Source organism: Flexivirga endophytica (genome assembly GCF_014640635.1).
Taxonomy (GTDB): Bacteria; Actinomycetota; Actinomycetes; order Actinomycetales; family Dermatophilaceae; genus Flexivirga; species Flexivirga endophytica.
Genome location: NZ_BMHI01000002.1, coordinates 1 through 25,693 on the forward strand (window position 1 = coordinate 1; position 25,693 = coordinate 25,693).

The window sequence follows — 25,693 nt, forward strand, 5'->3', positions numbered from 1 at the left end:
TGGGCCTGGAAACCCTGACCCAAGGCCTCGGCGCGGCGGCCACGACCACCGGTGACACGGTCGACGCGGGTGCGGCACGAAGGTTCGCGTGCACCGCGGACCTGATCCCCGCAGTGCTCGGCGGACCCAGCGCACCGTTGGACGTCGGACGGCGAGAACGCCTGGCCACCAGAGCAATCCGGGCCGCGGTCATCCTGCGCGACGGCGGGTGCACGTTCCCCGGTTGTGACCGGCCACCGGGTTTCTGCGAAGTGCACCATGTCCGGCCGTGGTGGGCCGGCGGCGAAACCTCCCTCACCAATTCGGCCATGCTCTGCGGCCGGCACCACCAGACCGTGCACCGCAAGGGCTACACCGCCGAAATACAACCCGACCGCGTGCGCTGGGATCTCACACCTGGGCTGATGCCCGGCCACCAAACCGCAGCAGCCTGACCATGAACTCCACGACGGCGCTCCCTTGACTTGAAGTGCACTTCACCTTGCATGGTGGCGGAATGCAGGCAACACAGATCGATCGCTTCGGGCCAGCTGATGTCGTGCATCCGGTCGATCGGCTAGACACCCCTGCCAACACGGTGCAGGTCTCGAACGTCACTCCGTCCGGTCACCGTCACTGACATGCCGGTCAACCTGAGCATGGTCGTGGGATCGAAACACTGTGGGTCTGCGCTGCTGGAGCACTACGCACCTGGTTCCAACGCCGGCCCAGCCGCGTCCGCCACCTCAAGACCGGTGGCGGCATCGCGATGATCGGCCTCAGTGGTCGGCTCGCGTTCGAACGCTGACCCCGTATGTCGCGACGGGGCGATCCGCGGCGGAGAGGGTGCCTGCAACACTACGGACATGAGCGGTCGAGCCATCGTCCTGGTCGGCGTGTCGAGCGTCGGCAAGACGTCGATCTCGGAAGAGCTGCAACGGGCACTGCCGGAACCGCACCTGCACGTCGGCGTTGACCACTTCTTCTCGATGTTCCCCTACGAATGGCGCGACCATCCGAGGCAGCCCGGACCGGGATTCTGGGTGGCGAAGACCACCGATCCCGACGGTTCGCCTCGTGCGCGGATCCACTACGGCGACGACGGCGCCAAGCTACTCACCGGGATGCGCGCCGCGGTGAATGCCCTTCTGGCCACTGGCAACAACGTGATCCTCGACGAGATGCCGATCGACGATGCGATCGTGCCGGCATGGCGACGTGAGTTGCGGGCACGATCGACTTTCTGGGTTCACCTGACGGCGTCGCTTCCTGTGCTGGAGGAGCGGGAGCGTGGCCGAACCCAGGGCCGGGTGCTGGGCAACGCCCGCGGGCACGTCGATGTCGCCGTCGGCGATCAATGGGACCTCGTCATCGACACCGACGAGCTCTCACCCGCCCGGTCCGCCGCCCGTATCCTGACCGAGCTCGACTACTCCTGAGCACGCGTCACGTCATACACGAGGTACGTCAGGTTCGTCCCGATCGCGGTGGTGCTGACCACCTGTAGCGGTGTGCGGGCAGCGATTCCGTCGAGGAAGTGCTCGCCGTCACCCAACACGAACGGGTGAACGGTCAGCCGCACCTGATCGACCAGACCCTCGTCGATCAGTGTGCGCGCGAGCTGCGCGCTGCCATAGACCACGATGTCGCGCTCATACCGCTCCTTCAGCTTGACGACCTCCGCGACCACATCGCCGCGGAGCACGGTCCCGCCGGCCCACTCGGTTTCACCGATCGTTGACGACACCACGTACTTGGGGAGAACGCGGAGCCGGTCGGCCCAGGCACCTTCACGCGTGTTCCAACCAGCGGCGGCGAAGAAGCCGTCGGTACGGCGGCCCATCAGCAACGCGTCAGCGCCCAGCGCCTCGTCATACTCCACCTTCGCCCACGCCTCGTAGTCGTCCGCGCCCATCTCGGTGAACCAGCCACCGCGGTCATACCCGTCCATGCCCACTGCGTCCTGTATGGCGCCATCCAGGCAAACGTTCTCGCTCAACACAAGCTTGGCCATGATCTGTTCTCCTTCGGATTGTCCGTAACGAAGCGGTGCTTCACTGGTACGGACACCACAGACCCGGCACATCGGGCGGTGCGCAGCGCCCAGTTCGTGGCTCGGGCGGTGTCTACCTGTCGAGAGTGCCCAAGGAGGAGCAGTGGCGCAGGATCTGATCGCGCAGGCGAGAGCCGGTGACGAGGAGGCGTTCCGTGCGCTCACCGAGCCGCACCGGCACGAGCTGCAGGTGCACTGCTATCGGATGCTCGGGTCGGTGCACGATGCCGAGGATGTGCTGCAGGAGTCGCTACTTGCGGCGTGGCGAGGCCTCTCGGCATACGAGGAGCGGGCGTCGATCCGCACTTGGCTCTATCGGATCTGCACCAACCGCTGCCTGAACGCGCTGCGGTCCGCGAAGCGCAGGCCGGCCACGAGCTGGGACGTCACGGCGTTCGAGCCACCCGAGCCCAGCCGGTATGGCGAAGTGCCCTGGCTCGAGCCGTTGCCGGACACCCTGCTCGACGGCGCCGTCGACGTGCCGCCCGGACCGGAGGCGAGTTACGAGCAGCACGAGTCGATTTCGCTGGCGTTCGTCACCGCGCTGCAGTTGCTTCCGCCACGTCAGACGGCCGTCCTCGTGCTGCGTGACGTGCTGGGCTTCCGTGCCACCGAGGTGGCCACGATGCTCGACACCACGGTCGAGTCGGTCACCAGCGCACTCAAGCGGGCCCGAGCCGGTCTCGCAACGCGCCGACCATCACGTGCGGACCCACCGCCGGCTGCCGGATCGGAGGCCGAACAGGCATTGCTCGAACGGTTCGTGGCGGCCTACGAGGCCTCGGACGTCGACGAGTTGGTGGCTCTGTTGTCCGACGACGTCTTCATGTCGATGCCGCCCATGCCGCAGGAGTATGTCGGCCGCGAGGCGGTGGCGCGCTTCTTGCGCCTGGCCGTTCTCGGGCGCACCTTCGCACTGAAGCCCACACGCGCCAACGGACAGCCGGCGTTCGGTCTGTATGTCCAGCTTCCCGACGGCTCCCGGCACGGCAGCGGTCTGATCGCCGTGGAGTCGGCCGGTGAGCGGATCGCCGCGCTCATCCGTTTCGGACCCGAAGTGCTCGCGGACTTCGGCCTCCCGGAGGTGTGGCACAGCTGACCACGCCCGACCCGACGTCGCGCGCTGCTACTCGACCGGGGCGTCTCGGGCAGCGTGCACCAGCGCAGCGATCGGCGCGTGGTCCGGGCCCATCTCCGGGTGCCACTGAACGCCCAAGCAGAAACGGTTAGGGACTGGATCCGACTCGGGCACAATGCGTTCCATCGCTTCGATGCTGCCGTCCGCCGCACGACCGGTGACCTCGAAGCCGGGATGTGTCGCCACCGACTGGTGGTGATGGCACGGGCCTTGGACCGTGTCACCTTGGACCGCCGCGAGCCGCGAGGTCCGCTCGAGACTCACCTCGGTGGTGCCGAAGACCTCGCCACCGGGGGAGTGACCGGTGTGGCCGACCTCGTCCGGGGTGTGTTGCTGCAGCGTCCCGCCCGCATGGACCGCCATCAGTTGCATGCCTCGGCAGATGCCCAGTGTCGGCAGGCCGTGCGTGTCGGCCGCGTCCAGCAACGCCAGCTCCCACGCGTCCCGATCCGGACGAATGCCGCCGGTCGTCGGGTGCGGCGTTGCGCCATACCGCTCGGGATCGATGTCGGCACCGCCGGCGATGATCAACCCGTCCAGACGGGCCACGACAGCCGTGGCGGCTGCCGCGAGGTCATCACCGTGCGCCGGTGCAGGCGTGAGTAGCACTGGCACTGCGGTGCATTCGACGACCGCGTCGGCATACTGCGCGAACTGTATGTCGGCAACCTGGTGCCACAATCCCCAGGACGCTTCGTCGCGATAGGTGCTGATGCCGATCAGTGGAAGCTCATTCACAGCGGGGTCACGTACGCACCCGACAGGCCGCCGTCCACCAGGAAGGTGTTGGCGGTGATGAAACTCGAGTCGTCCGAGGCGAGGAAGAGCACGGCGCTGGCCATCTCCTCCGGCTCACCGAAGCGACCCATCGGCACGTGCACCAGGCGGCGCGCCGCCCGCTCGGGGTCGGAGGCGAAGAGTTCTTTCAGCAGTGGAGTGTTGACCGGGCCGGGGCAGAGCGCGTTGACCCGCACCCCTTCCCGGGCGAACTGCACGCCCAGCTCGCGGGACATCGTCAGCACACCGCCCTTGGAGGCGGAGTAGGAGATCTGCGATGTTGCCGACCCCATCACCGCGACGAAAGACGCTGTGTTGATGATGGATCCGGACTTCTGCTCGAGCATGTAGGGGAGCGCGGCCTTGCAACACAGATAGACCGAGGTGAGGTTGACCTCCTGCACCTTGCGCCATGCATCGAGATCGGTGTCCAGGATCGAGTCGTCCTCGGGCGGGCTGATCCCGGCGTTGTTGAAGGCGATGTCGACCGAGCCGTAGGTGTCCTTCGCGGTCTTGAAGAGCGCGTCGACCTCGTCCTTGTCGGTGACATCGACGTGCATGTAGGTAGCGACGTCCGCGCCGCCCAGATCCGCGACCACCTTCGCGCCCGCGTCGTCGGCGATGTCACCGATGACGACCTTGGCGCCCTCGGCCACGAAGCGCTGAACCGTGGCCAGCCCGATGCCCGAGCAGCCGCCCGTGACCACGGCAACCTTGCCGTCAATGCGTCCTGTCATGTCTGCAACTCCTCAAATTTTCCGCGTGTGGTGGTGAACTCATCGAGAGGACAGGGGTTGTACTGACAGGACAGGCGAACTGACCGGTTTCGACGCATTTCTCCTGTCCTCTCGGGAATTCGCTGTCCTCTCGGCGAGAGTGGTGGTGGATCGGTGGGAACGTGTCCCCCCGGGGTGCTCGGGACTGGTCACTCCGGCGGTGCCGCGAAGAAGACGTTCTTGACCTCGGTGAAGCCATCCGGGGCGTCGGGGCCGAGCTCGCGGCCCAAGCCGGACTGCTTGAAGCCGCCGAACGGCGTCCAGTAGCGCACCGCGGAGTGCGAGTTGACCGACAGGTTGCCTGCATCGACTCCCTGCGACACGCGCAACGCCCGGCCGAGGTCGCGGGTGTAGATCGACCCAGACAGGCCATAGTCGGTCCGATTGGCCAGTGCGACCGCCTCCTCCTCGTCCTCGAAGGTCATGACCGACACCAAGGGACCGAAAACCTCCTCCTGCCAGGCAGGTTCGTCAGTCGACCTGGCCTCGGCGACCATCGCCGGCAGCCAGAAGCCACCGAGGTCCGGCACGTCACCCTGTATGACGACGTGCGCGCCGTCGACATACGACTGCACCTTGTCGCGATGCGCGGCCGACACCAACGGGCCCATCTCGGAGCGCTCATCGCTCGGGTCGAGCACCTTGACGCCACGCACGGCCGGCTCGAGGTGAGACATGAATTCGTCATACACAGAACGCTGCACGAGGATCCGGGACCTGGCGCAGCAGTCCTGGCCGGCGTTGTCGAATACTCCGTATGGCGCCGCGGCGGCCGCCGCGGACACGTCGGCGTCGGCGAAGACGATGTTGGAGTTCTTGCCGCCGAGTTCGAGCGTGACGCGCTTGACCTGCTCGGCGCAGCCCGCCATCACCCTCTTGCCGACCGTGGTCGAGCCGGTGAAACAGACTTTGCGCACCAGCGGGTGAGTGACGAACCGTTCGCCCACAACGCTCCCGGCACCGGGCAACACGGTGAGCACGCCCTCCGGGATGCCGGCTTCCAGCGCCAACTCACCGATCCGGATCGCGGTCAACGGTGTCAGCTCGGCAGGCTTGAGCACGACCGTGTTGCCGGACGCGAGGGCCGGGGCGAGGCCCCAGCCGGCGATCGGCATCGGGAAGTTCCACGGCACGATGATGCCGACGACTCCCAGCGGTTGCCGGAAGGTCACGTCGATGCCACCCGCCGCCGGGATCTGCCGGCCGAAGAGCCGCTCCGGTGTGGCGCTGTAGTAGTTGAGGACGTCGCGCACGTTGCCGGCTTCCCATCGGGCGTTGCCGATGGTGTGGCCGGAGTTGCTCACCTCGAGCTGGGCCAGCTCCTCGAGGTGCTCGTCGACGACGGCTGCGAACGCCCGCAGCAGCCGGGCGCGTTCGCCGGGCGCCACCGCACGCCAGCTGCGGAACGCTTCGTGCGCGTGCTCGATCGCCGCGTCGGTCGCCGCGACGTCGAGCAGCTCGACCTCGGCGAACGCCTCACCGGTGACAGGGCTGGTCAGGGTGTGAGTGCTCAATCTCGTTACAACCTTTCGAATCCACGACGGCGTTCCCAGTCGGTGACCGCAGCACCGAATGCTGCGACCTCGACCTCGGCCATGTGCGCGTAGTGATCGACGACGTCGTCGCCGAGTGCCGTGCGTGCGGCGACGGAGGAGCGAAACGCGTCACGTGCTGCTGCGAGGTTGCCCGGCACCCTTGGCTTGTCGGTCTGATAGGCATTGCCCTGCACCGGGGCCTCCAGCGTCAACTCCTGTTCGATCCCATGCAGGCCACCGGCGATCATCGCCGCCAGCGCGAGGTAGGGGTTCACGTCGGCGCCGGGAACACGGTTCTCCATCCGGGCTCCCGCTCCGTGGCCGACCAGCCGGACGGCGCAGGTGCGGTTGTCCTGGCCCCAACCGATCGTGGTCGGGGCGAATGTACCGTCGGCAAAACGCTTGTAGGAGTTGATGTTCGGGGCGTAGAGCAGCGTGAAGTCAGCAGCCGTCGCGAGGACGCCGGCAATGAACTGCTCGTAGAGCTCACTGCGCCCGCCGGGCCGGTCGTCGTCGGTGAAGACCAGCGAGCCGTCGTCACCTCGCAGCGACAGGTGGATGTGGCAGGAGGAGCCTTCGCGCTCGTCATACTTCGCCATGAACGTCAGCGACTCGCCGCGCCGGGCGGCGATCTCTTTGGCGGCGTTCTTGTAGAACGCGTGGTTGTCGGCGGTCACCAGCGCCTCGTCATACAGGAAGCCGATCTCGTGCTGGCCGAAGTTGCACTCGCCCTTGGCGGACTCGACGTTGAGTCCGGACTCGTAGAGGCTGTTGCGCAACTCGCGCAGCAACGGCTCGATGCGAGCGGTGCCGAGCAGCGAGTAGTCGACGTTGTAGCGGTTGGCCGGCGTCAGGCCGTGGTAGTCGCGCTCGATCGCGTCCTCGTAGGTGTTCTCGAAGACGATGAACTCCAATTCCGTTCCTGCGTATGCCTTCCAGCCGTGCTCGGCGAGGCGATCCAGCTGTCGTCGGAGTATGCCGCGAGGAGATGCGTCGACGGGTCGGTGGTCCGGCCACATCAGGTCGCACTGGATCATCGCGGTGCCCGGCTGGTGCGCGACCCGGCGAGTCGTGTCCCAGTCCAGGACGAACTCCATGTCGCCATACCCTTTGTCCCAACCGCTGGTGGCGTAGCCCTCGACGGTGTTCATGTCGACGTCCACCGCGAGCAGGTAGTCGCAGCCCTCGGTGCCATCGGTCGCCACGTGGTCGAGGAAATGCCGGGCGTGGAAACGCTTGCCCTGCAGGCGTCCCTGCATGTCGGTGAAGGCAGTGACGACGGTGTCGATCTCTCCCGCCAGGATCAGCTCACGCAGGTTGTCCTGGGTCAGATGGCGGTCATTGCGTAGCGGCATGGTTCCTTCCTTGCTATCCGAGCAGACCGCGCAGGAGCGCCGCGGTGTCCGAACAGTGCTGATACATCACGCGATTGGCGCGTGACTCGTTGCCCGCGAGGATCGCGGCGACGATCGAGCGGTGTTGGCTGGAGGAGTGGCGGATGTTGCGCGGCAGCACCGGGATCGCCTGCAGCAGGGTGTGCAGGTCGTCCTGCGCGTCGGTGACCGCGGTGATCAACCGCGCGGAGCCGGACAGCCGGGCGATCGTCAGGTGCAGGATGCTGTCCGCACGCCGATGGATGGCTTCGTCCGGTGCATCCTCGACGGCGGCAAGTGCGGTCTCCAACGCTCGGCGTTCGCTGTCACTGACCTCATCGCGCTCACACCGTGCCGCAGCGAGGCCGGCGGCGCCCGGCTCGACGATCGCTCGGAAGTCCAACGCGTCGCGCAGATCGTCTTGGCGGCCGGCGAGTTCCTTGACGCCGGAATGCTTCTCGTCGACCGGCACGGAGTCCAGCACGATCGTGCCGCCGCCTCGGCCGCGCCGGGTCTGCACGACACCAGCGGACCGCAGCGCGGTGATCGCCTCCCGCAGGGTCGCGCGGGAGACCGACAGCATCGCAGCCAGGTCGCGTTCCGGCGGGAGCATGCTGCCCGGTGGGTAGATGCCCAGTCGAATGGCGATCGCCAGTTGCTCGACACAGGCCTCGAACGCGTGATGTGCCCGCACGGGCCGCAGGATCGCCCGGTCGAGGCCGGGTTCCAGCCCGGGCTCGACCCGCCCCTGCCGCTCCTCGGGATCTCCGGCGGTCAACCCGCGACCGTCCCTTCCTCGACCGGTGTTGCCTCGTCGACGGTCCGGATCGGTCCCCTGAACCAGTTCTTCGCCGAGGCCTGCCACCAGATGGTGATCAACGCCAGTGCGCCAAGGGTGACTATCGGCGCGTAATTGACGTACTTCCAGGCGAATCCGGTGTGTCCGGGGATCGCAGCGGGCGACGTCGGAAGCATGAGATAGAGCGAGACGATGATGATCTCCGCGACAGCCAGCAGGTTCATCCACTTGTACTTCGCGCCGTTGTTCCAGGAGCCGAGGTCGAAGTTCTCACCGTGCCGCCACCGCAACCAGATCGGTATGGCGAACGAGAGGTAGAGCCCGATGACCGCGATCGAAGTGACGGCGAAGAACGCCACCGGGATCGGGGCGCCGTTGATGTCCACCTTGATCAGAGCAGGCAGGGTGATGATCACGCTGACCGCGGTGACCAGGCCGACTCCCTTGGCCGGGACCCTGCTCTTGGACAGCTGGCTCCAGTGTTGCGAGCCCGGAACGGCGCGGTCCCGACTGAAGGCGTAGAGCATGCGGGATGCCGACGTCATACAGGACGTCGCGCAAAAGACCTGCGCCGCCGCCGAGATGAACAGGACCAGACCGCCCTTGGTGTCACCGAGCGCGCTGGTGAAGATGTAGGCGACACCGCCCGCGCCGACGCCGGCGTTGTCCGGAACACCCTTCACGTTCGGAATCGCGAAGGTCACCGCGAGCAGCAGGATGTAGCCGCCGACGGCCGAGTAGGCGATCGACTTCCAGATGCCCTTCGCCGCACCGTGGGACGCCGAGTGCGTCTCCTCCGACAGGTGCACCGACGCGTCGAATCCGGTGATCGTGTACTGCGTGAGCAGGAAGCCGAGCGGGAGGATGAGGAAGAAGAAGCCGAAGCTCGAGGAGCTGCCCCCGCTGAAGCCGGAGTTGTTGTAGCGCTCGGTGAAGACGTAGCTGAAGCTCTGGTGGTGCGAGGGGACCACGACGAGCAGCACCACGATCACCGCCGCACCGATGACGTGCCACCAGACGGAGATGTTGTTGAGGATGGCCAGCAGGTGACCGCTGAAGATGTTCACTGCCGCGATGACCGCGAGAACGAGCACGAAGGTGACGAAGACGCGCGTCAGCGAGTAGCCGCCCGCGTAGCCCTTGGACCAGGTGCTGATCGTCAGGTCGATGAACGTCGCACAGCCGTAGGCGACGGCCGCGGTCACTGCGATGAGGCCGATCAGGTTGAGCCAACCGGCATAGAAGCCCGCTCGCGCACCGCCGAGTTTCGAGGCCCACCAGTAGATTCCGCCCGAGGTGGGGTATGACGAAACCAACTCCGCCATGGTGAAGCCGATGACCAGGATGCAGACGGACAGGATCGGCCACGACCAGGAGATCGAGATCGGGCCGCCGTTGTTGAAGCCTGCTTGGTAGTTGGTGAAACAGCCGGCCAGGATCGAGATGATCGAGAAGGAGATGGCGAAGTTGGAGAAGCTCGACCAGCTCCGCTTCAGGTCCTGCTTGTAGCCGAGCTCCGCGAGGCGCTGGGCATCTGCATCGAGTTCAGACTCATCGGTCAGCGCCATCGGCTGCCTCTTTCGCGGGTAGGAAGGGATCGCACAAGAGTGTGGCGCAGGTCACTCTCATCGGTCAATGGTTGAACTTCATACCTTTAATCAATGTCTCGGCGAACCCAACCGAATGTCGCTCTCGTGCAGTAGACCTCATGACAAGCACACGACGGAGGGAGGCGACCGTGGCATCGCAGCGGTCCGGCGGGGAACTCGCCCAGGCTTTGGCCGTATGCCGCCCTGCCATGCGCCGCTTCGCCTACACGCTCGTGGGTCCGGAGCACGCCGACGACCTGGTGCAGGATGCGGCCGAGCGGGCCTGGCGCAAGCAGAAGCTTTTCGATCCCACCCGTGGCAGCGCGCAGGCATGGCTGCTGGCCATCGTCGCCGACCGCGCGAGGCAACGCTGGCGTCGAACCCAACCTGCCTGGCAGGAGCTGCATCCCGAGGCACTCGTCATACCCGAATCATCAGTGGCGGCAGTCGATCTCACTCGGGCTGTCACATGCCTTCCGGCGCGACAGCGCGCGGCCGTCGTGCTGCACTACTTCGTCGACCTGCCGATCGCCGACATCGCCGAGTTGCTGGGATGCGCGCCCGGCACGGTCAAGTCACAACTCCACGACGCTCGCATGGCGCTGGAGAAGGCACTAGGAGACTCGTATGCCAACGATTGACGACCGCCTCCGGGACACCGGCCAGGCATGGCGGGAACACGTGGATGCCGGTGCGCCACAAGCGATTCGGCCCTCCACGCGAGCACGCCCCTCCCGACACACCCGACGCACCGTGTTGGTCGCGGCGGCTGCCGTCGTGGTCGCCGGCGTCGGCATACCCGTGGCCGGAGTGCTGGCGCGCCGGGCGGCCGACCACAACGGCTCCTCGGGTGGGTTCGCCGCATCGTGTGCCGGACCGCAGCTGCAACTGGCCGGAGAGCGCGAGCACCCGGGCGCCGCTGTAGTGCGAGCCGGGCAGACGCTGACCGTCACCGGCCGCTTCTACCTGGACAGCTGCCAGGACACCAACCACGCCCCCGAGCCGCACCCGCTGACGGTGGGGATCTCGTTGCGCGGACACGGCCGGACGGTGCTTTTGCGCACCGTCCGAGCCCACGGGTCGCTCGGCACGTTCCGGGCCTCGGTGCGCATCCCGGCCGACTGGCCGGCCGGCAAGACAACACTCACGACGCGGACGTCCGGCGCTCAGGCCGCCGTTGCGGAGGGCCTGCCGCGCCAGCCGCTGAAGCTGACCGTCGTGAACTAGTGGCTCGATCAGCTTTCCGGTAGGTCGGCGAAGGTCTGCTTCATCTCGCGGTACCACCCCATCGACTTCTTCGGGTGCATCCAGCGACCCTTCATATCCTTACGGGCGGCGAGATGCGTTGTGTCGCCGGACTTCTCGGCGTCCTTCAGGTGCTGGTCCTGTGCCTTGATCACATCATCGGCGGTCTCACCGCGGTGCTCGAGATCGCAGGGTCCACCGAACTGGCGGCAGGTCATCGTCTTCATGGTTCGTTCCTTTCGTCGGTGTGCTTGCACCTGTATGACGCAGCCCGTGCGTCAAGTGTGACCACCTGCGGAACGGCGAGTGAAGAGCAGACGGATTCTGCTTCGGCACAGCGCGATCGGACGCTGCGACACGTCACCATGGCCGGACTGTCTCTGCACCCGGACGATGTAAGGCGCACTACATATGACCGACCACGCCGAACTCACCAACCGCACTCTCGACGAATTGCGGGTCGCCCCGGAGCGATACCGGCCGACCAACTTCTGGGGGCCGGGCGTGGACGCGCTGCTCGGGGATCTCGAGCGACGCGGACTCGAGACGTTCAAGAGCTGGCCGTCGGCGGCGGTGTGGTTCAACCCCTACTACGGGGACGGCTGGACCGACGCGACGATGGCGGCGACATACGAGACAGTCGTGCGCAAGATCCGGCCGACGGCCAAGAAGCACTACTTCGTGCAGGCGCTGAACGGATCGCAGCAGGCACGCCGCGACTACGACGTCGCGTGCGTCGGATGGGATCAGCAGCGCTGGCCGTTCGATCTGGCCTCCGGCGGCGAGAGCACCATCGGCAAACCCTGGCAGCGGTATGGCGCCGAGCGCGGCACCGATTTCCGCTTCGGCCGCGCCTACGCCAACTACCTGCTCTGCCTGTCCGCGCTCTCCCGTCACGTCGACACTCCGCCGCGCAGCTTCCTCGAACTCGGCGGTGGTTTCGGCGTCCTCGGCGAGATCGTGACCTCCCGGGATCCCGGTGCCCGCTACGTCGACCTCGACATACCGCCGCTGCTGAGCGTCGCGACCTACTACCTGGAGTCGCTGCTGGGGGCGGAGCGGGTGACGTCATACGACCAGGCGGCCTCGGCGCCCGGTCCGATCCACGTGCCGCAGTCCGGTGTGCTGCCCAACTACCGGATCGAGGACCTCGACGCGGAGTTCGAGGTCTTCGTGAACTCCTTCTCGTTCCAGGAGATGGAGCCTGACGTGGTCGATCACTACATCGACCAGGTGTGCGCCAAGGGCATCCGGTATGCCGTCTCGCTCAACTCCCGCGCCGGCAAACCGCGCGCCGCGAACCCCGGCGACTGGGGTGCGCTGGAGCCGGTGACCTCGGCGAACATCATCGAGATGTTCGCGACCCGCGGGCTGGAGCTCGTCGGGAGCTATGACGCGCCATACGTGCGCGGCGCCGGGCAGCTGAATGTCTTTCGTCGGCAGGCGGATTGACGCTCAGTAGTTGGACAAGACCGCTCTCGCCAGCGCCACGAGCCGCTTCTTGTCGGTGTGGGTGCCGGAGCTGTCGATGGTGACGAGGTACTTCTCGGTCGCGACGTGCAACTCGGCTGCGGACGGGAAGTAGACCGCGGCGACGCCGAGCCCCTTGACCCGCTGCGCATCCTCGACCTGCCTGACCCGCCGATCGATCTGATCTATCGCGGGGGAACCGGTGTACTGAGCGAACAACGAGACGGACCCGCCACGAGTCGCCCAGCCGCAGGCTGGCCACTTGTCGCCCTGCCCGCCCTCGGAAATGTCGTCACGTCTGACAGTGGCTGGTCCGCCGATCACGGCAGCGGCCTCAGCATTGGCCTTGGCGCACTCGGGCCGGCCGAGCAGCGCGGGCAACGGCTTGACGGCCGCAGCCTTGGGGATGGCCAGTTTCAGCAGCGCAATCGCTCGTGCCGTGGTCGTCGCCTTGAACGGACCGAGCACTGTGACGATGCGGTTGCCGACCAGGACCCAGCCGCTCATGTCGTCGACCAGCGCGCCATGGGCACCGAGCTTCACCGACTTCAAGGTGTCGTCGCCCCGCAGCGAATTCTTCTTCAGCCGCTGCCAGTCCGCGACGGTCCACGTGCGGGCGGACACTCCGTAGTCGACGGCGTTGCCGTATTCACTCGAGGTGATCAGATCGAACTGGCAATTGTCCGTGGTGAGGAATCCGACCTCGGAGTGCACCAGCTTGGCCTGCTTCTTCGGAACGCCTTTGACGATCCTGGCGACGTCGCCGACGTCCAGCTTGCTGCACAGGCTGTGGGTCCACTTGTAGGTGTCGCTGACGCTCGTCACGGTCGCGGTCGGAGTGGGCGCCGGAGACGACGTTGTGGCCGTCGTCGACGGGGCCGTCGGGCTCGCCGCCGACCTGGACGAGGTCGACGCAGGTGGCGCACCGACCGTTCCGCTCGGCGTCGACCCCGCCGACCCGCCGGACGACCCGCAGGCCGCCAGACCCGAAACTGCAAGTGCCGCAACGGCAGCCGTCATCGCACGCTTCATGAACTCTCCCCTTCGTCCCGCACGCCGGTGCGGTTGCTCGTCGCTCCTCCGAGGCGTCAGTAGAGCACAAACGGCAGCATCCGTGCCGAAACCTGTCCACAGGGTTGCCGGTTCGAGTCAGGGGCCTCAGTAGTTGCCGAGGAGCTCAGCGGCAACGGCCGTCAACGTCGCCTTGCTGACCTTGCCGCCGGATCCCTCGACGAAGATCAGGTGCCGGTTCGAGGCCACGCGCACCGTGGGCGGCGTGCCGTTCTTCCCTGCGGTGTAGACGGCTGCATCGCCGACACCGTGCACCGGTGACGCTCCCATCCCGGATGCCGCGTGGCGCAGCGCCGGCGCGAAGTCGACGCCACCCCTGGCATGAACGTGCACGAATGCGTCGTGTGTTGCCCAGCCACAGGTGAGCTCGTCCCCGCTACCGCTGTCCCGTCGCACGACAGCCGAGCCACCGAGCGCGGATTCGGCTCGTACGTCGGCCTTCTCGCAAGCAGCGCTGCGAGCCGTGACAGGCGACGCGGGCAGTGCCTTCAGCTGCGGTAGGACCTGTCGAAGCACGGCGAGCAACTGCGTGGTGCCCGACACCGGACCGCGCACCTGCACGGACAGGACACGGTCCTCGACGAGCACGAGCGCACGTGTCACGGGCAGCCCGCGCTGGACGAGCACCTCCCGACCGCCGGCGTGCTCGAGCTCCCCACCGGAGTAGCGGCTCGCCGGCAGGCGACTGTGCAGGGCCGCCGATCGGTATTCCTTCCACCGTGTGTCGCTCCAGACCGAGGCGGAGACCCCGACGTAGACCCCGAACCCCTCGTCCTTCGTCGACGTGCCGCGTGTCCGGCGCGAGTCCGCCCGTGGCTCCGCTCGCGTCGCGATGCGGCAGTAGTCGAACGTCGGAGCGCCCACCGTGCTGGTCACCTGCTTGCGCGCTTTCGTCGCCCGTATCGTCCAGCCGACCACACCGGTCGCCGATGCCTCGGCGACCCGTTGCGGATCGAGCCGGCTGCACACGCTGCGGTCCCAGATCTGCCCCTGGGTCAGCTCGGGCACGACCCGGGTGGTGCCGTGTATGGCGCTGGTCTCTGAGCCGAAGGACGAACCACCCGTCGGACCGCTCGATCCGGCGGACCCGGTGCAGCCGGTCAGACCGGCCAACGCGATGGTCGCCATGGCCACGCCGATCGCTCGCCTCACGTGGCGCTCCTGTCGTCGATACCCGTGCTCGCCATACATGGACGTCCGGCAGCACGGTCACGGTTGCATGCCACCGGCTTGTTGTCCGACCGTTCCGGTCACTGGAACTGTTTCCTTGAGGCCGGCGCACCAGGCCACGGATCATGCAACCCATGACCCAGACCAACCAGGACCAGCGCACGGCGGTCGAGTCGGCCGCTACGCGACTGCGCGCCGCCGCCGAGTCGGGCGTCGCCTGCGCGCCGGTGCGCGACCTCATCGGCAGCGACGACGTGGCCACGGCATACGCGGTGCAGGCGCAACTGGCCGCCGAGCGGGTGCAGCGCGGCGCCCGCGTGGTCGGACGCAAGATCGGGCTGACCTCGGTGGCCGTGCAGCAGCAGCTCGGCGTCGACCAGCCCGACTTCGGCATCCTCTTCTCGGACATGGCGCACGAGACCGGCGCGACCGTCGAGCACGCGTCCGTCATACAGCCCCGGGTCGAGGGAGAGGTCGCGTTCGTCCTCAGGGACGACCTCGCCGACGGCGAGCTCGACCTGCCGCAGGTGCGCGAAGCCATCGACTACGCCGTCGCCGCCATCGAGATCTGCGGCAGCCGAATCCAGCACTGGGACATCACGTTCGGCGACACCGTCGCCGACAACGCGTCCGCCGGCGCGTACGTGCTGGGCACGCAGCACCGGACCCTCGACGCCTTCGAACCGCGCGACGTCGAGATGACGATGACGGTCACCGGCGAGCAGACCTCCACCGGCAACGGCGCCGCCTGCGTCGGCGATCCGCTGGTCGCGGTGCAGTGGCTGGCCCGGCAGGCCCGCGAGTTGGGCGAACCGCTCCGTGCGGGCCAGGTCATCCTGTCCGGCGCGCTCGGTCCGATGCGCCCGGTTGCCCCCGGCGCCGTGGCAACGGCCGAGATCACCGGCCTGGGCTCGGTGTCCGTCACTTTCAGCAACCCCGAGGAGGCCTGAGATGAGCACGAAGACCAAAGTCGCGATCATCGGCTCCGGCAACATCGGCACCGACCTGATGATCAAGGTGCTGCGCACCGCCGAGCACCTGCAGATGGGCGCGATGGTGGGCATCGATCCCGCTTCGGACGGGCTGGCTCGCGCCGGGCGGCTGGGTGTGCCGACCACCGCGGAGGGCGTTGACGGGCTGATCGCAATGCCCGGCTTCGATGAAATCGACATCGTCTTCGACGCCACCTCTGCCGGAGCGCACAAGGCCAACGCGGCCAAGCTCGCGCCATACGGGAAACGGGTGATCGATCTGACTCCTGCGGCGATCGGCCCGTACGTCGTGCCCGCAGTCAACCAGGAACAGCACCTGGACGCGCCGAACGTCAACATGGTCACCTGCGGCGGGCAGGCAACGATCCCGATCGTCGCCGCTGTCTCCCGCGTCGTGCCGGTCGCGTATGCCGAGATCGTCGCGTCCATCGCCTCCAAGTCGGCCGGCCCCGGAACCCGAGCGAACATCGACGAATTCACCGAGACCACCAGTGCCGCGATCGAGCAGGTCGGCGGCGCGGTCCGCGGCAAGGCGATCATCATCCTCAATCCCGCGGAGCCGCCGTTGATCATGCGCGACACCGTCTTCTGTCTGGTGTCCGCGCCGGACGAGACCGTCCTGGAGCAGATCCGGGCAAGCGTCGACAAGATGGTCGCCGACGTGGCGGCATACGTCCCGGGCTACCGGCTCAAGCAACAGGTGCAGATCACCGCCATACCCGACGACCAGCCGGTCGAGACGCTCACCGGCGGCGAGCGCCCGACCCATCAGGTGTCGGTGTTCCTCGAGGTCGAGGGCGCCGCCCACTACCTCCCTGCGTATGCCGGGAACCTCGACATCATGACGTCCGCGGGCATCCAGGTGGCCGAGCGCATCGCGGCCCAGCAGTTCGCCACCCCGGAGGTCACTCGATGAGCACTCCCATTTTCGTCCAGGACGTGACGCTGCGCGACGGCATGCACGCCGTCCGGCACCGGATGACGCCGGCGGACGTGCAGCGCGTCGTGACCTCGCTCGACGACGCCGGTGTGGACGCGATCGAGGTTGCGCACGGCGACGGGCTGGCCGGTTCGTCGGTCAACTACGGCCCCGGCTCGAACACCGACTGGGAGTGGATCGAGGCGGCCGCCGACGTGTTGCAGCGTGCCCGGCTGACCACGCTGCTGCTGCCCGGCGTCGGCACGATCCACGAGCTGAAGCAGGCTTACGCGCTCGGCGTGCGCTCGGTGCGGGTAGCCACGCACTGCACCGAGGCGGACATCTCCGCGCAACACATCGCGGCCGCCCGCGAGATCGGCATGGACGTGTCGGGCTTCCTGATGCTGTCGCACATGGCGCCCGCTGACGAACTGGCCAAGCAGGCCAAGCTGATGGAGTCATATGGCGCGCACTGCGTCTACGTCACAGACTCCGGCGGTCGGCTCACGATGAACGACGTCGCCGACCGGGTGCGGGCCTACCGCGACGTGCTCGACCCGGCGACCGAGATCGGCATACACGCCCACGAGAACCTGTCACTGTCGGTGGCCAACTCGGTGGTGGCGGTGGAGAACGGCGTGTATCGCGTCGACGCCTCGCTGGCCGGACACGGTGCCGGCGCGGGCAACTGTCCCATCGAAGCATTCATCGCGGTCGCGAATCTGTCTGATTTCCAACACAATTGCGACCTTTTCAAGTTGCAGGATGCCGCCGACGACATCGTCCGGCCGCTGCAGGATCGCCCGGTCCGCGTCGACCGCGAGACCCTCACGCTCGGCTATGCCGGGGTCTACTCCTCGTTCCTGCGGCACGCCGAGCTCGCCGCCCATCGCTACGGCGTCGACGTGCGCGACATCCTCACCGAGTGCGGCCGACGACGTCTCGTCGGCGGCCAGGAAGACATGATCATCGACATCGCCCTGGAGATGCAGGCAGACCTGCAGGCGGCCCACGTCGGCGTGTGACGCACCGGACACCAGCCCAGGCAAGTAAACACTTGCCTGGGTTGCGTCGGCCGATCTACGCTCAAGAAAGTGATCACTTTCTAGAGATGGGAGATCAGGATGCGAGTACTTCTGGCAGGAGCGACCGGCGCCGTCGGCCGCCCGCTCACGACCGCACTGCAGCTTGCCGGCCACGAGGTGGTGGCGCTCACGCGTGACCCCGCACGTGCCGACGGTATGACGGAGCGGGGTGTCACCCCCGTGATCGCGGACGCGCTGGACCGGGATGCGCTCCTCCGAGCGGCCGACGGCGTGTCGTTCGACGCCGTCGTGCACCAACTGACCGCACTGCGCAAGCCACCGGTGCGGCACAGCGGTATGACGCTGACCAACACGTTGCGGACGATCGGCACCCGCAACCTGCTGGAGTTGGCAATTGCCAATGGTGCCAAGCGTTTCGTGACGCAGAGCATCGTCTTCGGGTATGGATACACCGATCACGGGCCGCACGTCCTGACCGAGGACGCACCCTTCGGTGGTCCCGTCAAAGGGCGCACCGCGCCACACGTGCGCGCGATGGGCGTCAACGAGCAACTCGTCCTGGAACACCACGACCTGGACGGTATGGCGCTGCGCTACGGCCTCTTCTACGGCGGAGACGACATGGCGCAGCTGTTGCGTGCCCGCAAAGTCCCGGTCCCTCGCGACGGTGGTCACCTCGCCTGGATCCACCTCGACGACGCGGTCAGCGCGACCGTTGCCGCACTCGAAAAGGGTTCTCCGGGCTCGGCATACAACATCGTCGACGACGAGCCGGCGTCCTGGCGGACGGTGATGACCGCCCTCGCGAAGGCGTATGGCGCACCGGCGCCGCGTGTCCTGCCGGCCTGGCTCCTGCGGCTCGGCGCTCCGTATGCCGGCGCGGTGGCGCTGGACACCTCACTGCACGTGTCGAGTGCGAAGGCACGGCGTGAGTTGGACTGGGCGCCGGCGCATCCGACGGTCCGGCACGACGCCGCGGTCATCGCGCGCACCCGGTGAGAGTCAGGCCTCCGGCGATGCGGCGATGCCCGCCCGGGCCAGACCGACGAGGGCGGTGAGGAAGCGTTCGGGAGAGACGCCGGTGGGGTGCTCGCCGAAGAGATCCTCGAGCAGCCAGTAGTGCGCCGTGGCTCCCTGCAGCACGGTCGCGAGCGCCTCCCAGTCGGTGCCGCCGTCGGTGCCGTCGGCATCGGCGAGGCCGGCGAGGAAGTCGGCGGTGTCGCGGCTGGTGCGGGCGATCTCCTCTTCACCGAACTTCGCGAGCAGCTCTGGGAATGCTGCCAACCCACGGAACAGGATGCGGTTGAGGTCGCGGTCCTGCGCCATACGCTGCAACCCGGCACGAGCGGCTGCGTCGAGCGCCGCGCCCCTGTCCGCCGGGCGTTGCTCGAGCGGGGCGAGGGTGTCGCCGCGGGAGGAGAGCAACTGCTCGAGCCCCGCGCTCAGCAGCTCCTCCTTGGACTTGAAGTGCTTGTAGAGGCTGCCCGACCCAGGAGCCAGCCCGGCGGCCTCCTCGATCTGGGCGATCGACGTCGCGGCATACCCACGCTCGCCGAACAAGCGCATGCCTTCGGCCAGGATCCGCTCACGTCGGGTCGTCACACGCCGACCCTAACAAGTGGCCACTTGCCGGGCGACGGCCATGCGCTATGTCGGCGGCGGGGCACCGTCAGACGTCGGAATAGTCTCTGCGCTCTACGTATTCGACGCGACCGCCGATCGCCACTGTGTCGTCGTGCGGGCGTACGGCGATCCGGGACGCGACTCCCTGGTGGATCGTGACCGGTCGGCGCACCAACGCCCCGAAGCGGATCGCGGCGGCACCGGTCGCCTCGTCCTCGGCGATGCCCATCTTGGTGGGGAAGACTCGCACCCGCACGTCTCCGGCGGCCTCGTCCTGCCACGACCAGACGTGCAGGTGCTCGTCCGGACCGGCGCCCGGGTGTGCGTCGACGTCACTCGTCGCGGGCAGCTCGCGCATGTCGAACTCGGGCGCCCACTCGGGTCGGGCACTGATCCAGGTGTCGTCGCCGTCGACCCATGTCGGGACCTCCCCGGCCGGCGGGCGTAGCACCGAAACCTCGAAGCCCTCACGTCGCAACAGCCACGACGTGCCGACCAGCGGATGGCCGGCGAGCGGCAATTCGATTGCCGGAGTGTGGATCCAGAGCTCGCCACGCGCCGCGTCGCGCACGAACACGGTTTCGGAGAAGCCCAGGTCAGCGGCGACCCGCTGCCGCTTCTCGGCATCCCAGGACGCGGCGTCGAGAAAGACGCCCAGCGGGTTGCCGCCGCGCCCGTCCTGCCCGACGAAGACCTTCAGCACGTGCACCTGCGTCATGGGTCAGAGCACCTTCGTGCCGTACATCTCACCGAGCTTGTTGGCCAGCAACTCCAAGCGCTCGCCGTCCGGGCCGCGGAAGTAGATCGAGTCCCGCGACGCGAGCTGGTAGTCGACGCCGGCGTCGTCCAGCTTGGCGCGCAGATAGTCCCAGTTCTCCTTGGTCACCGAGATCGCGATGTGGTGGTGGCCGCCGAGCACCTCCCGGTAGTCGTCGAGCTGGAGTCCCGGCAGGTCGAAATAGGCGATCAGGTTGCCCGCGCCGACGTCGAAGAAGAAGTGCGTCGAACCAGGCAGGTCGCGGTTCTCGAACATCTCGGTCAGCGGCATCTCGAGCAGGTCCTGCCAGAACGCGCAGGTGCGCTCGACGTCGGAGCTGATCTGTGCCGTGTGATGGTTGCCGCGCCCCCGCGTCGCCGCCGGTGCGCTCGCCAGGAACCGGCGCTTGATGCGCTCGCGGTCCTTGGTCAGGGCATCGAGGTCGACCTCGTCCCGCTCGCCGCCGTTGTATGCCGATCCGGACATCACGTTCTCCTTCGTCGTCACAATGGACAATAGTTGTCCGAGCACCAGCTCGTCGGTGACCCGCGGTCGCTCTGCTCGGACGCGGTCGACACCAGAAAGGGGCCGCCATGGCGAGGCAGCCGAGCATCCCGGGCAGCCGCTCGTATGTCGCCTCCGGCCTGCCCCACGACCGCGTCGAACGCTGGGAGGCCTACAACGCCGAAGCGCTGATCGCCGTGCGGTGCGCGACGCCCGACGGGCCGTTCCGCGCGACCGAGACCAACCTGGACCTGCCGCGGCTGCACATCGCCACCGTCACCGGTAGTCCGCATCGGGTCACCCGGTCCGCCGACCTGGTCGAGCGGTGCCCCACCGACTCGATCGCGGTCTACCTGGGGCTCGGCGCCGACGCGGCATTCACCAGCGGCGGCCGCCGCCGGATGGTCCGCCGCGGCGAGCTGCTGATCTGCAACGCCGACCAACCGTTCGGCCGCGAATTCCGCTACGGCGTCGGCGAATTCGCGATCAAGGTGCCACGCTCGGAGCTCGCCGGCACCCTCGGTGCGGAGGTACCCGGCGCGCTGCGGCTGTTGAGCCTGCGGGAAAGCCCGGCAGCCCGGGCACTGGCCCGGGCGGTCGCCGGCGCCACGCGCTCCGGTGCTGCCGTCCCCATCGACGAGCTGGCCGCGCTCGAGCTCGTCGGCGTGCTGGCGGCCGGCGACCGCACCCCGCCCGAGGTGCAGCACCGGGTGGCCGCCCGTGCCTATATCGAGGAGCACCTGACCGACCAGGACCTCTCGGCGAGACACGTCGCCGAAGCCGCCGGCATCAGCGACCGTCAGCTGTCCCGGATCTTCGCGGCGGTCGAGCTGTCCGTGCCGCAGTTCATCCAGGGTCGGCGTCTTGAGTTGGCGCGCACGCTACTTGCCGCCGGACGGGCCGGCTCCACCGCGCAGGCCGCGCGGTCGGCGGGTTTCGCCTCGATGCCGCACTTCTCGCGGGCGTTCCAACGCCGGTTCGGTGTCACCGCCGGCGCTGTCCGCCGCGGCGCGGACGACTGACGGGAAGTTCCCTTTTCCGCCATACCTGCTCGTGACCGTCGCTCGCGGCGACTGTGACCCAGCACACTTCGGATGACCCCGGGGACCGCCGGGGACGATCGGGAAGGTATGACGAATGCCCACATTCGACGACGGCCTCGCCGCAACGGAACTGCCCGACTCCGATGTCGTGGACACCGACGTCCTGATCGTCGGCTCCGGCCCGGCAGGAGCATCTGCCGCACTGTTCCTGTCCACGCTCGGTGTCGACAACATCATGATCACCAAGTACCGCTGGACCGCGAACACACCGCGAGCGCACATCACCAACCAGCGGTCGATGGAGATCTTCCGGGACATGGGCATCGAGGACCAGGTGCTCGCCGATGCCACACCGCACGACCTGTGCGGTGACACGGTCTTCTGCACCTCGATCGCGGGAGAGGAGATCGGTCGCATCCACACCTGGGGCACGCGGCCGGACCGCGAGGCCGACTACCAGCTGGCCAGCCCGTGCCTGATCGTCGACATCCCGCAGACCTACCTGGAGCCGATCCTGGTCAGGAACGCGACCGTGCGCGGGACCCAGAGCCGCTTCTCGACCGAGTACCTGGCGCACACCCAGGACGCGGAGGGCGTCACCACTCGGGTGCGTGACCGATTGACCGGTCAGGAGTACACCATTCGGTCGCGCTACCTGATCGGCGCGGACGGCGCCAGGTCGATGGTCGCTGCGGACATCGACCTGCCCTACGAAGGGAAGATGGACATCGCCGGGTCGATGAACATCACCTTCAAGGCCGACATCTCCCAGCTGGTCGACCACCGGCCCAGTGTTCTCTACTGGGTGATCCAGCCCGGCTCCAACGTCGGCGGCATCGGCACCGGCCTGGTGCGAATGGTCCGGCCGTGGAACGAGTGGCTGATCGTGTGGGGCTACGACATCACCGAGGAGCCGCCGACCCTCGACGACGCGGCGGCCACCAAGATAGTGCGCGATCTGCTGGGTATGCCGGACCTCGAGCCGGAGATCACCGGCTACTCGCTCTGGGGCGTGAACGAGATGTACGCGACCCATCTGCAGCAGGGGCGGGTCTTTGCAGCCGGTGACGCCATACATCGTCACCCGCCGTCGAACGGGCTGGGCTCCAACACGTCGGTGCAGGACTCCTACAACCTGGCCTGGAAGATCGCCGCGGTCCTGCGCGGGCAGGCGGATCCGTCGCTGCTGGAGTCATATTCGGCCGAGCGAGCGCCGGTCGCCAAGCGGATCGTGACACGCGCCAACACCTCCGCCCGCGAATTCGCCGACATCTTCGACGCGTTGGGCGTCGTCGGCCTGGATGGCGAGGACATGGCCGCGGCGATCGAGGAGCGCAAGGCGAACACCCCCGAGGGTGCGGCGAAACGGGCCGCACTGGTCAAGGCGATGGACACCAAGAACTACGAATTCAACGCGCACGGAGTCGAGCTCGGCCAGTTCTACGAGTCGGGCGCGATCGTCTCCGACGGCACCCGGCCGGCTCCGACTACCGACGCGGACCTCTATCACCGGATGTCGACGTCGCCGGGTGCGCACCTGCCGCACGCGTGGGTCGGCAACAACGTGGAGAAGCGGGCGATGCTCGACCTCGCGCCGTACGACCGCTGGACGCTGCTGACCGGAGTCGCCGGCGAGGACTGGGCCACTGCGGCAGAGTCGGTTGCGGCGGAGTTCGGCATACCCTTGGAGACCGTCGTGATCGGACCCGGCCACGAGGTCACCGACCTCTACTACGACTGGTCGAAGCTGCGGGAGGTCCAGGAGAGCGGTGCGTTGCTGGTGCGGCCGGACAAGCACGTGGCGTGGCGGGCGATGACCCTGCCGGACGACCCGGCGGGCGACTTGCGCGGCGCTCTCCGGACCTTGTTGGGGCGGTCATGACGATGCGGTTCACGCACGAAACATTGGGCCAGCGTGTGGTTTTCGCGCCCGGTGATGCTCCGGCGGCGGTTGCTGCCGAGGTCGAGGCGTTGCACGCGTCACGGGTGATGCTGATCGCCTCGGAGCGGGAGGCGGCGCTGGCCGACCCGATCGCGGCCGGCCTGCCGGTGGCGCTGCGGCACGACGAGGTCGTGATGCACGTGCCGGTGCCGGTCGCCGAACGGGCCCGGGCGGCCGCGGCCGCGGCGAGCGTGGACGCGATCGTCACCGTCGGCGGTGGGTCGACCACCGGGTTGGGCAAGGCGGTCGCGCTGACCACCGGACTGCCGATCGTCGCCGTACCCACCACGTATGCCGGTTCGGAGGCCACCGATGTGTGGGGTCTGACCGAGGGCGAGACCAAGACCACGGGCGTCGACGCGCGGGTCCTTCCGCGTTCGATCGTGTATGACGCCACCCTCCTGACGTCGCTCCCCGCCGAGCTGGCGGTGGCCTCCGGGCTGAACGCGCTCGCGCACGGCGTGGACGCGATGTGGGGTCCGCGGGCGGATCCGATCGACCGGGCGCTGGCCGGTGAGGCGATCCGCGGACTCGCCGAGGGGTTGCCGGCGGTGGCTCGGGACGGGTCGTCGGTCGCCGGGGTCGAGCAGACCCTCTACGGCGCGTATCTCGCGGCAGTGGCGTTCGCGTCCGCCGGGTCGGGACTGCACCACAAGATCTGTCACGTGCTCGGCGGGATGTTCAACCTGCCGCACGCGCAGACGCACGCGGTCGTGCTGCCGCACGTGCTGGCCGTCAACGCACCGAACGCGCCGGAAGCCGCAGCCCGTATCGCGGCGGCATTCGGGACAGCGAGCGCGGTCGACGGACTGGCCGCGTTGCGTGCCGCCGTGGATGCGCCCCGCGCCCTGCGGGACTTCGGCATGCCCGAGGACGGCATACCCCGCGCCGTGGACCCGATCCTTGCCGCCGCACCCGCGAACAACCCGACACCACTCACCGAAGACAACGTGACCGCGCTGTTGCGCGCGGCCTGGGAAGGAGACCTCGGATGACCACCACCTCGAAAACCCCGGTGAGTCCCGAGCAGCAGGAGGTCGAGGACCGGCTGGTCCGCAACGTCGTTTCCTCGTTCGCCGCGTGCAGCGACGCACGCCTGCAGGAGGTGATGGTCTCCCTCGTCCGGCACCTGCACGCGTTCCTGCGCGATGTGCGCGTGACCGAGCACGAATGGGCCGCTGCGATCGATTTCCTCACCCGGGCGGGGCACATCACCGACGAGGTCCGGCAGGAGTTCATCCTGCTGTCCGATGTGCTGGGTGCTTCGATGCAGACCATCAACATGAACAACGCCGCCTATGAGAACGCCACCGAGGCAACCGTTTTCGGACCCTTCTTCGTCGAGGGATCGCCGGAGATCGACGTCGGCGGCGACATGGCTTTCGGGGCGCCCGGCGAGCCGTGCTGGGTCGAGGGCACGGTCACCGACACCGACGGAAACCCGTTGGCGGGAGCGAAGATCGAGGTCTGGGAGGCCGACGAGGAAGGCCACTACGACGTGCAGTACGACGCCGACAAGCGGGCCGCCCGGGCACACCTCTTCAGCGAGCCCAACGGGTCCTACCGGTTCTGGGGGTTGACGCCCACGCCATACCCGATCCCGGACGACGGCCCGGTCGGGCAGCTGCTCACCGCCGTCGGACGCTCTCCGCTGCGCGCGGCACACCTGCACTTCATGGTCAGCCACAACGGCAACCGCACGCTGGTCACCCACATCTTCCCCGAGGGTGACCCGATCGGGGAGGAGGACACCGTCTTCGGCGTCAAGGACTCGCTGATCAAGAGTTTCGAGCAGCAACCCCAGGGCACGCCGACCCCGGACGGGCGGGCTGTCGACGGCACCTGGAGCCGGGTGCGATTCGACATCGTGCTCGCTCCCGAGGGCGCCTGAG

General features: G+C 67.8%; 27 protein-coding genes. 14 read left to right on the plus strand and 13 right to left on the minus strand.

Annotation, left to right across the window (positions count from 1 at the left end; genetic code table 11):
* Together IEX71_RS04975 and IEX71_RS04980 are read left to right on the plus strand one after the other, a co-directional pair.
* Positions 1-434 (plus strand): HNH endonuclease signature motif containing protein (locus tag IEX71_RS04975; RefSeq protein WP_188835912.1); only part of this gene is annotated, 434 nt, incomplete at its 5' end.
* A 411-nt stretch (positions 435-845) separates the two neighbouring features.
* Entirely contained in the window at positions 846-1,418 is a 573-nt protein-coding gene (locus tag IEX71_RS04980; RefSeq protein WP_188835913.1) for a phosphotransferase-like protein, read from the plus strand.
* Here the strand turns inward: IEX71_RS04980 and IEX71_RS04985 are convergent.
* Complete coding sequence (locus IEX71_RS04985) at positions 1,409-1,993, minus strand: dihydrofolate reductase family protein (RefSeq protein WP_188835914.1); 585 nt, start codon at positions 1,991-1,993, stop codon at positions 1,409-1,411. The two genes, IEX71_RS04980 and IEX71_RS04985, sit on opposite strands and share 10 nt — an antisense overlap.
* A gap of 142 nt (positions 1,994-2,135) precedes the next feature.
* Here IEX71_RS04985 and IEX71_RS04990 point away from each other — a divergent pair, with 142 nt between their 5' ends.
* Positions 2,136-3,131 (plus strand): sigma-70 family RNA polymerase sigma factor, encoded by a 996-nt coding sequence (locus IEX71_RS04990; RefSeq protein WP_188835915.1) that lies wholly within the window; start codon positions 2,136-2,138, stop codon positions 3,129-3,131.
* A 27-nt stretch (positions 3,132-3,158) separates the two neighbouring features.
* Here IEX71_RS04990 and IEX71_RS04995 read toward each other — a convergent pair whose 3' ends face one another.
* The 6 genes from IEX71_RS04995 to IEX71_RS05020 all read right to left on the minus strand — a co-directional run bounded on the left by IEX71_RS04995 (position 3,159) and on the right by IEX71_RS05020 (position 9,998).
* Complete coding sequence (locus IEX71_RS04995; RefSeq protein WP_188835916.1) at positions 3,159-3,908, minus strand: gamma-glutamyl-gamma-aminobutyrate hydrolase family protein; 750 nt, start codon at positions 3,906-3,908, stop codon at positions 3,159-3,161.
* On the minus strand, positions 3,905-4,684 hold the full coding sequence (locus tag IEX71_RS05000) for a 3-oxoacyl-ACP reductase (RefSeq protein WP_188835917.1): 780 nt from the start codon (positions 4,682-4,684) through the stop codon (positions 3,905-3,907). Before IEX71_RS05000 ends, IEX71_RS04995 begins: the two co-directional genes overlap by 4 nt.
* A gap of 188 nt (positions 4,685-4,872) precedes the next feature.
* Complete coding sequence (locus tag IEX71_RS05005; RefSeq protein WP_229749487.1) at positions 4,873-6,237, minus strand: aldehyde dehydrogenase family protein; 1,365 nt, start codon at positions 6,235-6,237, stop codon at positions 4,873-4,875.
* Between the two features lie 5 nt (positions 6,238-6,242).
* Positions 6,243-7,613, minus strand: coding sequence for a glutamine synthetase family protein (locus tag IEX71_RS05010; protein WP_188835918.1), 1,371 nt, complete (start codon positions 7,611-7,613; stop codon positions 6,243-6,245).
* A 13-nt stretch (positions 7,614-7,626) separates the two neighbouring features.
* Positions 7,627-8,409 carry a FadR/GntR family transcriptional regulator gene (locus IEX71_RS05015; RefSeq protein WP_229749488.1) on the minus strand — a complete coding sequence of 261 codons (783 nt, stop codon included), beginning with the start codon at positions 8,407-8,409 and terminating at the stop codon, positions 7,627-7,629.
* Positions 8,406-9,998 carry an amino acid permease gene (locus IEX71_RS05020; RefSeq protein ID WP_188835919.1) on the minus strand — a complete coding sequence of 531 codons (1,593 nt, stop codon included), beginning with the start codon at positions 9,996-9,998 and terminating at the stop codon, positions 8,406-8,408. The genes IEX71_RS05015 and IEX71_RS05020 overlap by 4 nt, the downstream gene beginning before the upstream one ends.
* Positions 9,999-10,168: 170 nt before the next feature.
* On the opposite strand from IEX71_RS05020, the gene IEX71_RS05025 reads away from it, so the two are divergent.
* On the plus strand, positions 10,169-10,660 hold the full coding sequence (locus IEX71_RS05025; protein WP_188835920.1) for an RNA polymerase sigma factor: 492 nt from the start codon (positions 10,169-10,171) through the stop codon (positions 10,658-10,660).
* On the plus strand, positions 10,647-11,246 hold the full coding sequence (locus IEX71_RS05030; protein ID WP_188835921.1) for a hypothetical protein: 600 nt from the start codon (positions 10,647-10,649) through the stop codon (positions 11,244-11,246). The genes IEX71_RS05025 and IEX71_RS05030 overlap by 14 nt, the downstream gene beginning before the upstream one ends.
* 8 nt (positions 11,247-11,254) lie before the next feature.
* Here the strand turns inward: IEX71_RS05030 and IEX71_RS05035 are convergent, their stop codons facing one another.
* Positions 11,255-11,491, minus strand: a complete 237-nt coding sequence (locus IEX71_RS05035) for a DUF1059 domain-containing protein (RefSeq protein ID WP_188835922.1) — start codon at positions 11,489-11,491, stop codon at positions 11,255-11,257.
* Positions 11,492-11,675: 184 nt separating this feature from the next.
* On the opposite strand from IEX71_RS05035, the gene IEX71_RS05040 reads away from it, so the two are divergent.
* Positions 11,676-12,716: a putative sugar O-methyltransferase gene (locus tag IEX71_RS05040; protein WP_188835923.1), complete on the plus strand. Its 1,041-nt coding sequence runs from the start codon at positions 11,676-11,678 to the stop codon at positions 12,714-12,716.
* A gap of 3 nt (positions 12,717-12,719) precedes the next feature.
* Here the strand turns inward: IEX71_RS05040 and IEX71_RS05045 are convergent, their stop codons facing one another.
* Both IEX71_RS05045 and IEX71_RS05050 read right to left on the minus strand, forming a co-directional pair.
* Positions 12,720-13,766, minus strand: coding sequence for a hypothetical protein (locus tag IEX71_RS05045; protein WP_188835924.1), 1,047 nt, complete (start codon positions 13,764-13,766; stop codon positions 12,720-12,722).
* Between the two features lie 126 nt (positions 13,767-13,892).
* Positions 13,893-14,957, minus strand: coding sequence for a hypothetical protein (locus IEX71_RS05050; RefSeq protein WP_188835925.1), 1,065 nt, complete (start codon positions 14,955-14,957; stop codon positions 13,893-13,895).
* A 152-nt stretch (positions 14,958-15,109) separates the two neighbouring features.
* Between IEX71_RS05050 and IEX71_RS05055 the strand changes: the two genes are divergently transcribed.
* The 4 genes from IEX71_RS05055 (at position 15,110) to IEX71_RS05070 (ending at position 18,931) form a co-directional block, all read left to right on the plus strand.
* Positions 15,110-15,925 carry a 2-keto-4-pentenoate hydratase gene (locus IEX71_RS05055; protein WP_188835926.1) on the plus strand — a complete coding sequence of 272 codons (816 nt, stop codon included), beginning with the start codon at positions 15,110-15,112 and terminating at the stop codon, positions 15,923-15,925.
* Position 15,926: 1 nt separating this feature from the next.
* Complete coding sequence (locus tag IEX71_RS05060) at positions 15,927-16,883, plus strand: acetaldehyde dehydrogenase (acetylating) (RefSeq protein ID WP_188835927.1); 957 nt, start codon at positions 15,927-15,929, stop codon at positions 16,881-16,883.
* Entirely contained in the window at positions 16,880-17,911 is a 1,032-nt protein-coding gene (gene dmpG, locus IEX71_RS05065) for a 4-hydroxy-2-oxovalerate aldolase (RefSeq protein WP_188835928.1), read from the plus strand. Before IEX71_RS05060 ends, dmpG begins: the two co-directional genes overlap by 4 nt.
* A gap of 99 nt (positions 17,912-18,010) precedes the next feature.
* A complete protein-coding gene (locus IEX71_RS05070) occupies positions 18,011-18,931 on the plus strand; it encodes an NAD-dependent epimerase/dehydratase family protein (RefSeq protein ID WP_188835929.1) in 921 nt (306 codons plus the stop codon).
* 3 nt (positions 18,932-18,934) lie between these two features.
* On the opposite strand, the gene IEX71_RS05075 is transcribed toward IEX71_RS05070, so the two are convergent.
* From IEX71_RS05075 to IEX71_RS05085, 3 genes are all read right to left on the minus strand, one after another.
* Complete coding sequence (locus IEX71_RS05075) at positions 18,935-19,534, minus strand: TetR/AcrR family transcriptional regulator (RefSeq protein ID WP_229749489.1); 600 nt, start codon at positions 19,532-19,534, stop codon at positions 18,935-18,937.
* Positions 19,535-19,601: 67 nt separating this feature from the next.
* Positions 19,602-20,273 carry a PhzF family phenazine biosynthesis protein gene (locus IEX71_RS05080; RefSeq protein ID WP_188835930.1) on the minus strand — a complete coding sequence of 224 codons (672 nt, stop codon included), beginning with the start codon at positions 20,271-20,273 and terminating at the stop codon, positions 19,602-19,604.
* A gap of 3 nt (positions 20,274-20,276) precedes the next feature.
* A complete protein-coding gene (locus IEX71_RS05085; RefSeq protein ID WP_229749490.1) occupies positions 20,277-20,819 on the minus strand; it encodes a VOC family protein in 543 nt (180 codons plus the stop codon).
* Between the two features lie 86 nt (positions 20,820-20,905).
* Between IEX71_RS05085 and IEX71_RS05090 the strand changes: the two genes are divergently transcribed.
* The 4 genes from IEX71_RS05090 (at position 20,906) to IEX71_RS05105 (ending at position 25,692) form a co-directional block, all read left to right on the plus strand.
* Positions 20,906-21,838, plus strand: coding sequence for a helix-turn-helix domain-containing protein (locus tag IEX71_RS05090; RefSeq protein WP_188835931.1), 933 nt, complete (start codon positions 20,906-20,908; stop codon positions 21,836-21,838).
* A 115-nt stretch (positions 21,839-21,953) separates the two neighbouring features.
* Positions 21,954-23,741: an FAD-dependent oxidoreductase gene (locus tag IEX71_RS05095; RefSeq protein WP_188835932.1), complete on the plus strand. Its 1,788-nt coding sequence runs from the start codon at positions 21,954-21,956 to the stop codon at positions 23,739-23,741.
* Positions 23,738-24,796 (plus strand): maleylacetate reductase, encoded by a 1,059-nt coding sequence (locus IEX71_RS05100; RefSeq protein WP_229749491.1) that lies wholly within the window; start codon positions 23,738-23,740, stop codon positions 24,794-24,796. The genes IEX71_RS05095 and IEX71_RS05100 overlap by 4 nt, the downstream gene beginning before the upstream one ends.
* Positions 24,793-25,692 (plus strand): hydroxyquinol 1,2-dioxygenase, encoded by a 900-nt coding sequence (locus tag IEX71_RS05105; protein WP_188835933.1) that lies wholly within the window; start codon positions 24,793-24,795, stop codon positions 25,690-25,692. The genes IEX71_RS05100 and IEX71_RS05105 overlap by 4 nt, the downstream gene beginning before the upstream one ends.
* The last annotated feature ends 1 nt before the right edge of the window (position 25,693 follow it).

Excerpts from the sequence above, each read along its gene's own strand:
- IEX71_RS05045 (WP_188835924.1), bottom strand. The coding sequence starts at position 13,766 with ATGAAGCGTGCGATGACGGCTGCCGTTGCGGCACTTGCAGTTTCGGGT.
- IEX71_RS05040 (WP_188835923.1), top strand. The coding sequence starts at position 11,676 with ATGACCGACCACGCCGAACTCACCAACCGCACTCTCGACGAATTGCGG.
- IEX71_RS05010 (WP_188835918.1), bottom strand. The coding sequence starts at position 7,613 with ATGCCGCTACGCAATGACCGCCATCTGACCCAGGACAACCTGCGTGAG.
- IEX71_RS05030 (WP_188835921.1), top strand. The coding sequence starts at position 10,647 with ATGCCAACGATTGACGACCGCCTCCGGGACACCGGCCAGGCATGGCGG.
- IEX71_RS05095 (WP_188835932.1), top strand. The coding sequence starts at position 21,954 with ATGCCCACATTCGACGACGGCCTCGCCGCAACGGAACTGCCCGACTCC.
- IEX71_RS05100 (WP_229749491.1), top strand. The coding sequence starts at position 23,738 with ATGACGATGCGGTTCACGCACGAAACATTGGGCCAGCGTGTGGTTTTC.
- IEX71_RS05060 (WP_188835927.1), top strand. The coding sequence starts at position 15,927 with ATGAGCACGAAGACCAAAGTCGCGATCATCGGCTCCGGCAACATCGGC.
- IEX71_RS05000 (WP_188835917.1), bottom strand. The coding sequence starts at position 4,684 with ATGACAGGACGCATTGACGGCAAGGTTGCCGTGGTCACGGGCGGCTGC.
- IEX71_RS04980 (WP_188835913.1), top strand. The coding sequence starts at position 846 with ATGAGCGGTCGAGCCATCGTCCTGGTCGGCGTGTCGAGCGTCGGCAAG.
- IEX71_RS05035 (WP_188835922.1), bottom strand. The coding sequence starts at position 11,491 with ATGAAGACGATGACCTGCCGCCAGTTCGGTGGACCCTGCGATCTCGAG.
- IEX71_RS05080 (WP_188835930.1), bottom strand. The coding sequence starts at position 20,273 with ATGACGCAGGTGCACGTGCTGAAGGTCTTCGTCGGGCAGGACGGGCGC.
- IEX71_RS05105 (WP_188835933.1), top strand. The coding sequence starts at position 24,793 with ATGACCACCACCTCGAAAACCCCGGTGAGTCCCGAGCAGCAGGAGGTC.
- IEX71_RS05070 (WP_188835929.1), top strand. The coding sequence starts at position 18,011 with ATGCGAGTACTTCTGGCAGGAGCGACCGGCGCCGTCGGCCGCCCGCTC.
- IEX71_RS05090 (WP_188835931.1), top strand. The coding sequence starts at position 20,906 with ATGGCGAGGCAGCCGAGCATCCCGGGCAGCCGCTCGTATGTCGCCTCC.
- IEX71_RS05020 (WP_188835919.1), bottom strand. The coding sequence starts at position 9,998 with ATGGCGCTGACCGATGAGTCTGAACTCGATGCAGATGCCCAGCGCCTC.
- IEX71_RS04985 (WP_188835914.1), bottom strand. The coding sequence starts at position 1,993 with ATGGCCAAGCTTGTGTTGAGCGAGAACGTTTGCCTGGATGGCGCCATA.
- IEX71_RS05055 (WP_188835926.1), top strand. The coding sequence starts at position 15,110 with ATGACCCAGACCAACCAGGACCAGCGCACGGCGGTCGAGTCGGCCGCT.
- dmpG (WP_188835928.1), top strand. The coding sequence starts at position 16,880 with ATGAGCACTCCCATTTTCGTCCAGGACGTGACGCTGCGCGACGGCATG.